This is a genomic window from Bradyrhizobium sp. SZCCHNR1002 (assembly GCF_032381435.1).
Lineage (GTDB): Bacteria > Pseudomonadota > Alphaproteobacteria > Rhizobiales > Xanthobacteraceae > Bradyrhizobium > Bradyrhizobium aeschynomenes.
The window spans coordinates 267455-281883 of the sequence record NZ_JAUHIS010000008.1 but is presented as its reverse complement, the minus strand read 5'-3'; the positions used below and the strand labels follow the sequence as shown (position 1 = coordinate 281883).

Here is a 14429-nt window from a genome sequence, read left to right as displayed (position 1 = left end):
AATCACAATTTGACCACACGAGAGAAGCCCGCGAGGTGGCGATGATCAAGTCTGACCGCCAGGACACGATTACAATTTATGAGGCAACACAGCGCAGCGGTGGACTAACGTCGAGCCTGCGCCAAGCCTACTTCGATCTATCGAACTCTCGCCACGTGATTACTCGCCTTTTCTGGCGCGACTTCATCGCTCAATTCCGACAGAAAATTCTCGGGTATTTCTGGGCTCTTCTCAATCCGATCCTGGGGATCGTCAGCTTCCTGTTTCTTTATTCCATTGGCGTTCTCAAGCCAGGCCAAGGAGAGATTCCCTACCCTCTTTATGTTCTCGTCGGCACCACCATCTGGGCATGTCTACCGGGCGCAATGGGAGCGGTCAGCAGTGGGCTGCAGTCGCAGGCTGATCTCATTCTGCGAACCAAGATTCCAAAGCTGGCGCTCGCCATGAGCTCGCTGGCAGGCGTTTTCTATTCCATCGCCATCAGCATGATCACGATGATGGCGGTGTTCTTGATCATGGGTCGTTGGCCCAGCCTCTGGATACTCGCCTATCCATTGCTGGTTCTGCCCATGGTACTGCTCGGGACGGCTATTGGCTTGATGCTCGCAGTGCTCGGCACAATTGCGCGCGACCTTACGCCGCTCGCCACGCAAGGGCTCTCTCTGCTGATGTACTTGACGCCTGCGGTATACCTGCACTCGAGCATCGAGAGCCCAACCTTACAGTTTCTGATCAAGTGCAATCCGTTGACCTACCTCATCGATGTTCCTCGTGCGCTGATCTGCCTCGACCAAGCCAACGACATTCCGGTGTTTTTGCTGGTGATCGTCGCGACCATGATTCTGGTCGCCGTTGGGCTGAAGATCTTCTACCTGCTCGAGGACCTCGTAGCGGAGCGGCTGTAGCTGAGCCGACGACAGGCAGCGACAGCAAATTGAACAGAAACAAGACCTCCCGTTAAGACAATGTTGCGGCCCGAGTCCCAATTCACGTGCGAGCCCATCCATCGAGCAACTCGCTTGGCGGACGCCGGCCAGCGCGCAGGAGTATGCTCGAGATGAGATGGCTCAAAGATCGGATCAACACCTATGTCCAGAGGACGGTCGCGAACGCATTGGCGCATGCCACGCCCAAACCCGAGCCGAAGGCATTCGAGCCTGCTCTCGACATCCTCGTGAACAAGTATGGCTACGGACGTACGCTCGAGCTGAAACTGCCGGTCGCCGTCGATGGGAAACCTGTTCCCTGGTACACATATCCCGCACTGGAATACTTCGAGCAGCTTGACGCCAGAGGATTACGAATCTTCGAGTTTGGTTGCGGCAATTCGTCCCTGTTTTGGGCGAATAAGGGAGCCAAGGTGACCGCCGTCGAGCATGATTCCGCCTGGTTCGAGAAGATGCTGCATCGGTCAAGTCGACTGGAAAAGCTCATTCTCCGGGAGGAGGTCACGGAATATGCTGGGGCCATATCCGAAATCGGAGGAGAATTTGATGTCATCATCATCGACGGGGTCTGGCGCAATCAATGCGCGCGGGCAGCCTTGCCTCACCTGAGTGCGGGCGGCTGCATCGTGCTCGACAATTCAGACTGGTACACCGACGTAGCAGAGTTCTTTCGTGGTGAAGGTTTCCTTCAGGTGGATTTCAGCGGATTTGGCCCAATCAACATCTATTGCTGGACAACATCGCTGCTGGTGCGATCGGATAGTGTTCTCAACGGCCGGCTCAATCATCCGCGACCAGTCGGAGGCATTGAAGCATGCAGGGGCAGCAACTGGTGACCACGCTTAGCTTTCGATTGTCGAGCATCGCGCGATCGCTGATCCAGTTCGTCGGACGCCGAATAGCTCCCGAGCACCGCGCCAGATTGGCGGTCCAGCTCGCCAGGATCGGCGCTCATGTGGATATCGCCTCCTGCTTACAAATCCTCGAAAAGGCGCTCAGCGAACAGAAGCTGGATGCGAGCCAGCTCGGGCGGCTGCTTTCGGCGGCTTTTTCTGCTGCTGATGCCGACCACTTGCCACTTGATTTGAGAAAGCAATTATTGACGCGGGCCTGTGCGGGCCTGGACCCTGCCGACATTCCTGACGCTCTGCTCGAGCATTTCTCTGCGCTCGGCGGAGGCAGCCACCACTATAGCCAGGAGGGGGAGGATATCCTGCTCAAGCGGCTATTCGGTGATCGTCGCTCCGGCTTCTATGTCGACATCGGCGCTCATCACGCCACCAGGTTCTCCAATACGTTTGCGCTCTACCGCCGTGGATGGCGCGGCATCAATGTCGACGCAACCCCCGGGAGCATGAGCTCGTTCGGCCTGCTCCGGCCCCGAGACGTCAACCTCGAACTCGCGGTGTCGGATCAAACAGAACCCCTGCAGATGCACCTCTTTCGCGAGGGCGCCCTCAACACGACCAACGCAGAGCTCGCCGACAGCTACGTCGCGGCTGGATGGGACAAGACTGGTGAAATCGAGCTTCGCCCGAAGACGCTCGCAAGTATCATGGACGAGTTCGTGCCTCCCGGAATCAACGTCGATCTCCTCAGCGTCGATGTGGAAGGCGCAGAACTGGCTGTCTTGCGTTCGGGCAATTGGGACGTTTACGCGCCCGCCGTGATTATCATCGAAGCGCTGTCGACACCGTTCGCCGAAATGCACCAGGATCCCGCTCTCAGATATCTTCTCGCCAGGAATTATGAAGTCCGGTTCCGGCTCTTCAATTCGGTCATCCTGGCTCGCACAGGTGCAGATTTTTCCTGATCAGCGGCGGCCGGCCCAACGCTTCAAAGCCCCTCGCAGTCGCGTTGCGAGGCCGCCACGATCAACGGCTGGAGAGACACCTGCCCGCAGCCAAAGACAGACCTCATTGAATGCTGCCATGTCCGGCTCAACCCGATCAGGCATTCGCAGCGTCGCCGGCAAGATGGTCCGACTGAATTGAGCTGGAGCCTCGAGCTGGAAGGGGAGGTTACCCGCACAATGAACGCCGGAGTTATCGAATCCGCCGTTCCATATCAGGCTCGTACGCGGGTAGAGAACCTGCGCGCCTGCCCTGGCGACGGCATACCACCACAGAATGCCCCAAGAGTCATTCTTGCCGGCAATGCGATCGGACAGCATCGCTTCATAATCCGCTGCGCCATTGAGGCTGAAGCGGCTGCGGAACCCGGCATCGCGGGCCAGCTCATCGAGCATACCGTCCGTCTGCCAATCAAATAGCGACCATGCCCGCGCCCATGTCGCCCACCCCCAAGTCGTCGTCAACGGCATGAAGAAGGCATCTCCGGCTACTTGGGCCGCACCTTTGAGGTGGCAACCGGAGATCTGCGCAACACTGGCGGCATCAGCATAACGCTCCAGCCCTTCGAGCATGAAGCGGACAAAGTCGGGAGCTGCAACCAGGTCGTCCTCGAGGACAATCACCCGGCCGTAAGCGCGCGTGAGCTCATCGACTGAGCCGGCGATCGAGCGAGCAAGACCAAAGTTCTCTGGACGCACGACGACGTCGGCGCCGTTCGTCACGGCCCAGTCTGCAACTAATCGTCGCGTTGCCTCAACCGCTTCTGCGTGCTCGGGTCGCTTCGGGGCGTCCGAGTAGATGATGATTCTGACATCCTCTAAGCGCGCGTTCCGAAGCAGCGCATCAAGCGCTCGTCGCGTGTGCAGCGGGCGGTTATACGTGAAAAGCGCGAGCGGCACGCGGTCAGTCACGAGAGCACCTCGCGATCATGACACCACGACCCGCTGCGCGACGGACAGGCTCGGAAACGGCTGGTTGAATGGTCCACGCCGAGGCTCCCCCGATCGCATCTGTTGCGAAGAGAGCCTTCTGCAAATGTTCAACAATGATCTCTTCACAATTCATGCCCCGGCATCAGCTTGCAGGCTTGCGCGCTCTGAACGTGTAAAGACGTCCTGGATCGTTGAGGTGGTTACCGTACCACGACATCAGCCACGGACGAACGAACGCCAAGGGCAATCTGAGCCGCTTGGCGAGAAGCCTTCGGTGATCACTCATGGTCATTGGAAAGAGATTGATATCGGACTGAAGTGGGTTCAACGAAAGATCGAGAGCAAGGCCCGCATTGGCGATGGCGGAGTGATAATCCGCAAGTAAATAGGCGTGCTCGCCACCATAATGCTTGTGAAGCGGATGCGACGCCAAGAATGCCGGCAAATCTTCGGGTCGTGAAATGACATGCTCGCGTGTTGCAAGTAAAATTCCACCGGGCCTGAGAACGCGACCAATCTCGGCACAGAGCTGCCCCAGGTCACGCGCATGGTGCAGCACCTGACGGCAGAGTACCACATCGAAGCTATTGCTATCGAATGGCAGGGTCTCACCCCACTCCTGCACAACGTTGATCGGCAACCCACTCTCGCCCGCGAGCGCCCGGATCGCCCCGCCCCCCACCAGCGCGCTCGGGTCAGGCTCCAACGCCGTCACTTGCCAGCCATCAGCCGCGAGCGCGTAGCTCGCGATGCCCCTTCCCGCCCCGACATCCAAGGCGCGCCCGGGCGGGCTCAACAGCAATGACCGCGTCGCTATCCACTCGGAGCTGGCGTGAAATCGCTGCGCAGCCGCCAACAGCGGGTCATCGAAGAAACACGCCTTCACAAGGCTGGCCTGGTCAGGCTGGTTGCGCAACCAGGAGACCGCCTGCTCCCAGCTCATCGCGCCATCGCTCATTTGACTGCTTCCATATCGAGTTCGCGAATGACCTTGGCCGGATTGCCCGCCGCAATCACCATCGGAGGAACGTCCTTGGTGACGACGCTGCCCGCTCCAATGACGGCGCCGCGGCCGATTCGCACGCCTCGCAGCACCACGCAATGGCAGCTGATCAACGCATCGTCCTCAATGATGACAGGTTGCTCGTCCAGGTCAATTTTGCGTGGATGACCAGCGGTAATGATATCCCTGAACTGCTGATGCCGCTCACTCGCATCCAATGGATGGGTCAGATTATCCATGATTGTGCACATATGCGAGATCAGAACGCGGTTGCCGATGCTGATCTCCCTGGCGGACCAGATTCTGGTCTGCTCACCAACATAACAATACTCGCCGAGGCGAATACGTCCGCCGTGTCCGAATAACAGCAACTCGCCGCGAACGTGCGTGTGAGCGCCAATCCGCAGCGCCTCTGGCGGATGCCCGTGCGTATGCAGACTGGCCGTCGGATAGAAAACGGCAGTCTGGTCGATATCTGCCAGAGCGCGATCAATCCTTCCGTCGGTCGACGGCATATGTCGCGGCCGGACGAGCCGAGCAAGCAGTCCTTCGGCAAATGCACGAACACGGCGCGTCACGGAAGGTGCTACTTCGTCAGCTCAAGACACACGACTGCCCGGGAGGCCGCCGCATAATCATCATCATAGGTGCTTTGCTTATGTATGTCGAAATAGGTTGCGTCCCTTGCGCTCTCCCGGTCGCCAACGGTCCAACCTTCCGCCCTGTAACGATAGATGGTCTCGATGCACGATTGCGGCGCGAATCGCTCGACGAGCCGGTCGACCATTTCGGCGTCAAAAATCTGGAACCAACCATGGTTGGCTCGTCGGCCGAATGGCATGCTCAGAAAGAGCACTCCACCTGGCTTCAACATTCTGTGCAATTCCATCAGACAAGAGACGTACCCATCGGTATCCGTCTCGTTCTTTGTGCCATCGCTCGTGTAGAGCATCGTGTTGTCCAGGCCAACGTGCTCGATTGTCGAGATGCAGGCAATCCAATCGAAATACGCGTCCCGGAAACAGCTTTCGCGCAGATCTTCGTAAACGTAGGACACGCCCCACTGCCAAGCCGACCACTGCTCCGGCGCCAAAGTCGAGACGGTGCAGGTCTTTTCGCGCAGCTTCGGATGACCGAGCACATGCGCGTGGTTGAGGGTAGACCCCGCGTCGAGTAATCGCCCCTTCCCCGCTGGAAGGCGCGCCATGAACCAGGGATACTCGACGATACGTTCGTCGAGGCGCCAACCAAACCCGTCGGGGAGCTTGTAGGGATCGTAGGCGGGATCGTTGATTGCGGCGGTTACCGACTTGATCTTATGCGTATCGTAACCTGGCTTCCAAGGCGGGTTGCCGTCCGCAAGAAATCGTTTGTAATTTGATTCCGCGAGCGGCGCCTTGAGGCGCCCTTTGATGTACTGTTTCAATGATTGCATGATGCTTGCCCTGGGTCTGCCGCGCTATCATCACCCAGCCGTATATGCGCTTGGCGTGCCGTCTTGTAGGAAACAAGGGCCCTATATTGCAACAGGCTCGGCCCTCGGCACGTGCGCAGCAGATCGTTCAGTTGCGCAGCATCCGACCGGCCTGCCCATTGCAGCGTGCCGAAGCAATACCAGTCAGGCGGCAACCGCAGGACCAATACGCCATCGCGCACAAGCCGCGACACATCCAACCCTTTGGCGGCGGCCTCGTCGCCTTGGAAGGGACGTGGAGCAAACGTCATCAGCGCAACGAGCTTCACCGCATGCGGCCAGTGCGCGAACTCGAGCGCAGCATCCGGCTCGTTCATCAAGCGTACAACGGCTCGTATGATTCTCCTGACGAGACGCGCGCCCTTATACGGCGGTAGAAAAAAAATGCCGAGTTCCGTGCGCAACAGCAATTTTGCGGCCGCCTGCGCCACCAAAAGGCGATGCAACCGCGGGCGCAGCGGCGCGGGCGCATGTCGGGAGACGAAGCGCCAATGATCGCCGAGATTGGTCATCGACCTACGGTCGAAGATTTCGCGCCAGGCTTGCCGCAAGGTCAACTGGGCTTGCGGTACGATACCGGTCTCCTCGATATGAGCCAGAATCATTGTGTCGTAACACACAAGCAGCTTGAAACCAGCAGACTTGATCCGGCAAAAGAAGTCGTAATCTGAAATATAATGTGGAAAGGTCCGATCGTCGATGTTGCCGACCGCTCTTATCATCTTGATGGGAATCAAGGTACCTCGGCCCGGAAGCGTGTCGACGTCTTCACAATGCCGCTCGCCTGAGGCGATCTCTGTTTTGATGGGGAAGTCGTAGCGCTCCCAATCAATCATCTCGCCGGCATCGAGGACCCTCGTCGGATCGCGACTGTCAACGACCTTTGCGCCAACGGCCGCGTCATGAGCCCGCGACCAGGCAACCAGGGTTTCGATGTAGTTTTCAGGGACTCTCGTGTCATTGTTCAGCAAAAGAACGAAGTCATCCGTCGCAGCTTTGGCCAGTATCCGCTCAATGGCCAGCGCACAAGAGCCGGCCCACCAACGCTCCTTCCCATCGTGGATCACCTCCACATCCGGATAGAGTCGAGCGAGCTTGTCTCGCGTGCCGTCGGTCGATCCGCCGTCCGATACGTTGATCGTCAAATGTCGATAGGTCTGACGGCGCAGATCTTCGACGCACTGCTGGGTGAACTGCCAACGATTAAAGACGGGAACAACGACGTGAACGCACCCTTTGGTTGCGCGATCGATCGAAACCGGATTGTCAGTGCCTACGCACGCATCTTCAGATCCGATCAAGCGCTCCACTACCCCGCTTACAGGCACCTTGAAGGAACTCACCAGCTGTCCTCCCTCCGCAATCGGCCTGAAGGCATGGATATCGTTGGAAACAATCCTCAGACGGTGTATACCTCCACGACCGGCATGTTTGCAAGTTGGCGCATCCACACGTGAAAGTAGAAAATGCCCTCCACGTCCATGGGTTTCGCCGTCGCACGAGCGTCCGAGCTGACCCTGCGCCCAGGGGCGCGCGCCCTCTCGTCTTAACCGTGGCGATCACCTCGATAGAGACGATCCCTTTTCGGAACCTCTAAGAGCAATTCTGACGTATGGCACTCGTTTGGATAACCGGCGCCCGTGGCTTCCTGGGCCGACATGTGGCCGCGCGTTTTGCGGCGGGGGGCTGGGATATTGCTGGCATTGGGCTTGGCGGCGCTGCCGATGTCGATATCGCCACACTCCCTCTCGTCAAAGTCTCAGGCAAGGCTGCCTGGATCGAGAAGATCATCGACAACGAAGCGATCAAGGAGCTCCTGAAGCTTGTCGGCCCCCCCGACGTCGTATTCCATGCCGCGGGCAGCGGCGCAATCGGCGCATCGCTTGCGGACCCTTACCGAGACTTCCGTCTCTCGGTAGACAGCACCGCGCTGCTGCTCGATACGTTGCGCAGGTCAGCGCCGGAAGCGGTGTTCGTGCTTCCCTCCAGCGCGGCAGTGTATGGCAGCGCCGCGCCGGGACCGATCGCCGAAGACGCTTCGCTGGCTCCTGTATCGCCCTATGGCGCACACAAACTCTGTGCCGAATTGCTATGTCGATCGGCGTCACACTCATTCGGCTTAAAAACGGCCGTGATCCGCTATTTCTCTCTGTACGGTCCCGGCTTGCAGAAGCAGCTGCTATGGGACGTCGCAGGAAAACTCTCGCAGGCGTCCGACGAAATTACCCTCTTTGGGACGGGGGCTGAGACCAGGGACATGCTGTACGTGGAGGACGCAGCCGAACTCGGGTTCATCGCGGCCCAGCACGCAACGTCGCAGTGCCTCATCGTCAATGGCGGAACTGGCGTCGCATCCAGCGTTGAGTCCATTGCCAGTGAGCTTGCCCGCGCATTGGGAGTCGATTGTCGGATCCGATTCAATGGAAATTCGCGCGTTGGTGATCCGAACCACCTGCAGGCCTCGGCCACACGGTCAAGAAGCCTGGGCTTCGAGCATCGTTGGAGCTTGAGAGATGGGCTTGCCGCCTATGTTGCATGGTGGCGGACGGGCAACAAAGGCGCGAACATCAAGTGAGGGGCTGCCGAGCTGGCCGCCTCCGCAGACCGGTCGGCCGGTTGCCCTTTTTGCATTTCGCTTTCATGCCTCCCTCCGGCAGTGTACACCCGCATCCTTACCACCAAAGGTTAGCAGACAGTTGTGAGCGATAAGGACTGGACAGTTCGCGCAGAGAGCGTCTCCAAGAAGTTCGGCCTGTCGCTGCGCCGATCGATGGCACACGGCCTTCGTGACGGCCTCGGTCGGCTTGTTGGCGCCGGCAGCGATTCGAGCCAGTTGCGTGACGGGGAGTTCTGGGCCGTCAAGGACATCAGCTTCACCCTCGAACGCGGCCAGAGCCTTGGCATCATGGGGGTCAACGGCTGTGGAAAGACGACCCTTCTGCGCATCCTGACTGGCATCTACAAGCCGGATGCCGGTCGCGTCATGTTGCGCGGACGTGTTGGCGCATTGATCGCGGCCGGCGCGGGCTTCTCACCGATGCTCACCGGCCGCGAAAACATCTACATCAACGCCGCACTCCTCGGACTCTCTCCCCGGGAGATCCGCTCCCACATGGATGAGATCGTTGCGTTCTCTGAGCTCGAACAATTCATCGACATGCCCGTCAAGCATTACTCGAGCGGCATGCAGGTGCGCCTCGGTTTCGCGGTGGCTGCCGTGAGCGAGCCGGAGGTGCTGCTGGTCGATGAAGTGCTCGCTGTGGGTGACTTGAACTTCCAGAAGAAGTGCTACGATTACCTCTTTGGATTGAAGCGCAAGGGCACGTCGATCGTCCTGGTTTCGCATTCCATTGGAGCGATTTGGGCGGTTTGCGATCGCGGACTGTTCATGGACAAGGGCGAGGTGAAGGTCCTCGGCGAAATCGAGAAGGTGATCCGCGCCTATGACGATCAGAACGCTCGCAACGCCGCCCGTACGCGGGAGAGTGCGCTTCCTGGTCCGGATGGCGCGAGCGAGCTGATCTCCGGTACCGGCGACGTTGTCTGCGACAATATCAAGATCGTCGCAAAGAACGGCAATACAGCCAAGAAGGAGCTGCACTTCAAGGAGCCGTTCGACATCGTCATGGATGTGACGGTTCATTCAGCTATCGATGACCTCGTCATCCGCGCCGTGCTCGATGCAGCACATTATAGAAATATCTGCACTATCGACAGTCACGAGCAGGGTCTTCTGGTCGGACGCGTGATGCCAGGTCGCTATAGTCTGAGGATTTCCGTTCCAGCGCAAAATCTGCGGCCGGGAAGTTACGATTTGAACATCGCCGCGATCACGCGCCATGCAGGACTTCATCTCTTTCTCGCGCTCAAGTGTGGAAACGTCGTCGTCCTCAATCCGAGCGACAAGTTCCTCTACTCGGACCCGAATGCCGTCGTTCACTTCGATGCAGATTTTCATCTTGACCAGGTCAGCTCATGAACGAAGCGTTGGACCATTTTGCGCGGGACCACTTTTTCGCACCGACGAGCGCTGAAACGGCGCGAGAGCTGTTTCGAAGGTCAGTACGCAACGTCGTTGTCGAAATTTCATCACATTGCAATCGGGCATGCTCCTACTGCCCCGTGTCGAAGGTCGATCGTGCCTCGACCAACAAACTGCTGCCTCACGATACCTATGAACTTATCCTGCGCGACCTCGCAGAAATCTCCTATGACGAGGGCTTGTGCTTAAATCTGTATAACGAGCCAACTTCAGACAAGTCGCTGCTGCTCAATCGCATCAGGCGCGCTCGAGAGCTGTTGCCGGCGGCCCGGATATACTTCAGTAGCAACGGAGACTATCTGGATCGCGACTATGTTCGCGAACTGATCTCAGCCGGCCTGTCCGAACTGTACATTTCCATCCATGCCCCGGCCGGCAAGCCGTACGACGACGCCTATGCAGCGACGCGCTTCAACGACCTTTCCCGACGTTTGCAGAAGGCCATAAAGGTCGACATCCTCCGTCCCGGAGAGACGATGCAGGGTCATGTCACTATCGAAACATTGCCGATCAATGTCTTTGCTACGAACTACTACACGCTGGGATCGAACCGGGCGGAATCCGTCGGACTGAGCTCCGGCGCGTTCAGCCGGTCCGCGCCGTGCTCCCGTCCCTTCAATGACTTTACGGTTTCCTACGACGGCACGCTTTTCCCTTGCTGCCAGATGTTCGTCGACTTTGCAGAGCATACCCAACGCTATGCAATTGGAAAATTGACAGATTTTCCAACGATTTTTGCGGCTTATGCCAGCCAGGCGATGGCGGAATGGCGAAAGGAGCTGCTTCGCTATGGTCCCAAGCTTTCGCCGTGTGCGACTTGCACGGAGGGACAGCATGAAGGGACGCCGGAACAGATTGCGACACGCGAAAAGGTCTACTCGGAATTTCTTGGGCCAAGCCAGGTGGTTTCCTCGCCTTCCTCCGGCGGGAGCTGGCTCGGCGGGATACGACGGTGGCGCGTTGCCCGGCGATCAAAGTAATTGCCCATTACGGCACCGAGGAATTGAATGATCGGCCCAAGCAGCGGCAAGCGCTCCACCCGGGTGATCGGGCTCGACGTGATCACCGATCCCAAGTGGATGGGCGGCATTATCTATATTCGCAATCTCGTCTACTGTCTCGAAAGCCTGCCAGATGCGGAGAGACCGGAGGTCAGGCTGCTCGGCGTACCGGACGACGCAATGCCGCTCGCCGTTGAGCTGCGCTCTTTTCCGTTCGTCGACCGGGACCGGCGCCCGCGCAGGCATGGCGCGATCGCCCACTTCTGGCGCCGTGTCCATAGGAAGTTTCTGCAAACCTACATTCCGCCCGATCCGGCTTGGCAGAAGCTGGATGCCACCTATCCTACAATTGGCGGCAAGGTGCAGGGCGTTCCGGCGATCCGATGGATACCTGATTTTCAACATGTGCACCTGCCTCATTTCTTTACTGAGGATGAGCGCGATGCGCGCGACCGTGGCATCGCTTTGATCGCCTCCGAGCCTGGCGTCCTGGTCCTGAGCAGTGAAATGGCCAAGAGGGACTTCCTCAATCTCTGCCCGAATCCTGAGGTCGAGCCACATGTCTGGCGCTTCTGCTCTGTCATCACGGATCATGAGCGGGGCGGTCGCAATCCACACACGCAATATGGCCTGCCCCGGCGCTACGCCTACATCGCAAATCAATTCTGGGCCCACAAGAACCACCGAGTTGCATTCAAGGCGCTGCGTCGCTTGAAGGCAAGGCACCCGGATCTCGTACTCGTCTGCACGGGCCGGGAAGACGATTATCGCGACAAGGAATATGTGCCTGAATTACTCGAGTTCATCGCCAAATCCGAGATTCAAGACAGGATACTGCGATTGGGACTGGTTCCTCGAGCAGACCAGATCGAGATCTTCCGCCACGCCACGCTGGTTCTTCAACCATCCCTCTTCGAGGGCTGGAGTACCGTCGTTGAAGATGCAAAGACGCTGGGACGACCAATCATCGCTTCTGATATTCCCGTGCACCGTGAGCAGCTCGAAGGCGAGCAGGGTCTGCAGGTCAGGTTCTTTCCACCTGACGACGACGCAATTCTGGCGGAAACGCTTTCGAGCGCTTGGCGCGAACTCCCGGACGGTCCCGATCCTGCTTCGGAACGACGTGCTCAGGAGCGAAATCTCCGGCAGCGGCTCGCTGCTGCGCGATCCTTCGTTGACCTTGTCGAACGAGCTATTGCGATCGAAGGGAAGGCCGGCGTGACACGCGGCAAGCCCGCGATCACTGCGTGAACCTTTTGCTAGCCGCGCGGAGCGCTGGCGAGACAACCACGTCCGAAGCGAACGATCTTCGGACGGCGGAAACGGGGGGACTAAACTCATGTGCGGCATCAGCGGCGTGATCTGCAGTGCTCCACTTCGGCAAAGCGAGCTCGCTCTACTAAGCGAGATCAATGGAGCCCTGTATCATCGCGGCCCGGACTCCGATGGACTGTTCGCATCGACCCATGTGGCGATGGCCATGCGACGCCTGTCGATTATCGATCTGGCAGGAGGAGGACAGCCGCTTTATAACGAGGACCGGTCGGTTGCAATGGTTTGCAACGGCGAAATCTACAATCACCACGAGCTACGCAGCGCGCTTCAGGCTCGCGGCCACGATCTGAGAACCCACTCAGACGTGGAGACGATTGTTCACGGCTACGAGGACAAAGGTGAGGACTGCATCGCAGATTTGCGGGGTATGTTTGCTTTTGCCATCTGGGATAATCGCAAGGGGCGGCTCGTGCTCGGGCGCGACCGCCTGGGCGAAAAGCCGCTCTACATGTTGCGAGACCGGCGAGACGACGGTGCCGAGCGAGTCTGGTGGTGCAGCGAGCTGAAGCCGCTGCTACGCCTCGTGCCAGCAGCGCAACGGCGCATCTCCCCAGTGGCACTGCACGAGTTTCTGACCTTTCAGTACTGCTTGGAGCCGAACTCCTTGATAGAGGGAATTCATCAGTTGCCAGCAGGTCATCTGATAACTCTTTCGCCAAAGCAGCTCTCTGCGGAACCGCGCCCCTATTGGAGTATGCTCGACGTCGAGGCTATTCACTGTCCCGATCCCGTTGCGCAGGTGAGAGACCTGCTGGATACGGCATGCCGGCGGATGGGGAGCGCCGATGTTCCGGTCGGCGTTGCACTTTCGGGAGGAATCGACTCGTCCCTGGTCGCCGCCATTTCGGCGAAACACTATCCCGGCCAGATTCATGCTTTCACGATCGGCTATAAGGGACGACCACCCACCGACGAACGGCTGATCGCTCAGCGCTTCGCGCGCTCTCTCGGCATCGAATTCACGGAAGTGGAAATTGATGTCGACCAAATGGTCGAGCAATTCCCGCAGCTGGTACAAGCGATGGACACCCCGATCGCCGACATAGCAGCATATGGGTACTTCGAGGTCTGCCGCGCAGCCCGAGCCGCAAAGGTGCCGGTTCTGCTTTCGGGCATGGGCGGAGACGAGTTTTTTTGGGGGTACGAGTGGGTCCGCAATGCAGCTGCGGAGCATCGTAAGAAGGGCGTCAATGGAGGAATCAAAGAATGGGCACGCCGAACGTTCGGACATAGCGCCCCCCGGGAAACCTCCATTCTGGCTCCATTGAAGGAAATCGGCCGGTCAGCCGCGCTATCACGCTCACTTCTCGCCGATCCTGCTTCGGTCGAACCCAATCATTGGCTCGCGCGCACTCGGCCGATTGAAGGATATCCCAGCGGTCCAGCCGTGACGGAGGCGCTTTCGAGGACCTGGCTCCTCTGCAACTGCCTCACGCTGCTCGACCGTATGAGCATGGCCCACTCCATCGAAATGCGCGTGCCGTTCCTGGACATCGACCTCATCAACGCGGTATCCGCTATGCGTCATGGCGGCCTCGAGGATTTCGAGAAGCCGCATAAATGGCTTTTGCTGTCATCCTTTGGTCATCTGCTGCCAGATGAAGTCAGCCAGCGACCCAAGCAGGGCTTCACACCTCCAGTCCAACAATGGATGATGAAGCTGATCGAACGACACGGACCGCTTTGGCGAAACGAAAGCATGCTCGTGTCGCACGGCGTCATTGATGGTGATCGCTTGCGCCGGGAGGAACGAAGCTTCCCCATCGACCTTCAATATAAGCTCACACTTGCAGAACTATGGGCACGCGGTGCTCTCGCATGACGTGGCTGGATCCGGTCAAA

13 protein-coding genes are annotated in these 14429 nt (G+C 58.6%); 8 read left to right on the top strand and 5 right to left on the bottom strand.

What is annotated here, in order from left to right; genetic code table 11:
* Positions 1 to 41 precede the first annotated feature (41 nt).
* From QX108_RS30515 to QX108_RS30505, 3 genes are all read left to right on the top strand, one after another.
* On the top strand, positions 42 to 905 hold the full coding sequence (locus QX108_RS30515; protein ID WP_315787206.1) for an ABC transporter permease: 864 nt from the start codon (positions 42 to 44) through the stop codon (positions 903 to 905).
* 152 nt (positions 906 to 1057) lie between these two features.
* Positions 1058 to 1783, top strand: coding sequence for a hypothetical protein (locus QX108_RS30510; protein ID WP_315787184.1), 726 nt, complete (start codon positions 1058 to 1060; stop codon positions 1781 to 1783).
* Positions 1762 to 2760 carry an FkbM family methyltransferase gene (locus tag QX108_RS30505; RefSeq protein WP_315787182.1) on the top strand — a complete coding sequence of 333 codons (999 nt, stop codon included), beginning with the start codon at positions 1762 to 1764 and terminating at the stop codon, positions 2758 to 2760. Before QX108_RS30510 ends, QX108_RS30505 begins: the two co-directional genes overlap by 22 nt.
* Here QX108_RS30505 and QX108_RS30500 read toward each other — a convergent pair whose 3' ends face one another.
* The 5 genes from QX108_RS30500 to QX108_RS30480 form a co-directional block, all read right to left on the bottom strand.
* A complete protein-coding gene (locus tag QX108_RS30500; protein ID WP_315787180.1) occupies positions 2761 to 3711 on the bottom strand; it encodes a glycosyltransferase in 951 nt (316 codons plus the stop codon).
* 163 nt (positions 3712 to 3874) lie between these two features.
* Entirely contained in the window at positions 3875 to 4690 is an 816-nt protein-coding gene (locus QX108_RS30495; protein WP_315787179.1) for a class I SAM-dependent methyltransferase, read from the bottom strand.
* Positions 4687 to 5313, bottom strand: coding sequence for an acyltransferase (locus tag QX108_RS30490; RefSeq protein ID WP_315787178.1), 627 nt, complete (start codon positions 5311 to 5313; stop codon positions 4687 to 4689). The genes QX108_RS30495 and QX108_RS30490 overlap by 4 nt, the downstream gene beginning before the upstream one ends.
* 8 nt (positions 5314 to 5321) lie before the next feature.
* The gene (locus QX108_RS30485) at positions 5322 to 6170 is read right to left on the bottom strand and encodes a DUF268 domain-containing protein (RefSeq protein ID WP_315787176.1); all 849 of its coding nucleotides are present in this window, start codon (positions 6168 to 6170) and stop codon (positions 5322 to 5324) included.
* The gene (locus QX108_RS30480; protein ID WP_315787174.1) at positions 6158 to 7552 is read right to left on the bottom strand and encodes a glycosyltransferase family 2 protein; all 1395 of its coding nucleotides are present in this window, start codon (positions 7550 to 7552) and stop codon (positions 6158 to 6160) included. The genes QX108_RS30485 and QX108_RS30480 overlap by 13 nt, the downstream gene beginning before the upstream one ends.
* Positions 7553 to 7821: 269 nt before the next feature.
* Here QX108_RS30480 and QX108_RS30475 point away from each other — a divergent pair, with 269 nt between their 5' ends.
* The 5 genes from QX108_RS30475 (at position 7822) to asnB (ending at position 14409) form a co-directional block, all read left to right on the top strand.
* A complete protein-coding gene (locus tag QX108_RS30475) occupies positions 7822 to 8784 on the top strand; it encodes an NAD(P)-dependent oxidoreductase (protein ID WP_315787172.1) in 963 nt (320 codons plus the stop codon).
* 123 nt (positions 8785 to 8907) lie between these two features.
* Positions 8908 to 10188 (top strand): ABC transporter ATP-binding protein, encoded by a 1281-nt coding sequence (locus QX108_RS30470; RefSeq protein WP_315787170.1) that lies wholly within the window; start codon positions 8908 to 8910, stop codon positions 10186 to 10188.
* Positions 10185 to 11231: a radical SAM protein gene (locus QX108_RS30465; protein ID WP_315787168.1), complete on the top strand. Its 1047-nt coding sequence runs from the start codon at positions 10185 to 10187 to the stop codon at positions 11229 to 11231. Before QX108_RS30470 ends, QX108_RS30465 begins: the two co-directional genes overlap by 4 nt.
* Positions 11232 to 11258: 27 nt before the next feature.
* Positions 11259 to 12503 carry a glycosyltransferase family 1 protein gene (locus tag QX108_RS30460; protein WP_315787166.1) on the top strand — a complete coding sequence of 415 codons (1245 nt, stop codon included), beginning with the start codon at positions 11259 to 11261 and terminating at the stop codon, positions 12501 to 12503.
* Positions 12504 to 12591: 88 nt separating this feature from the next.
* Positions 12592 to 14409, top strand: a complete 1818-nt coding sequence (asnB, locus tag QX108_RS30455) for an asparagine synthase (glutamine-hydrolyzing) (protein ID WP_315787165.1) — start codon at positions 12592 to 12594, stop codon at positions 14407 to 14409.
* Positions 14410 to 14429: the final 20 nt, after the last annotated feature.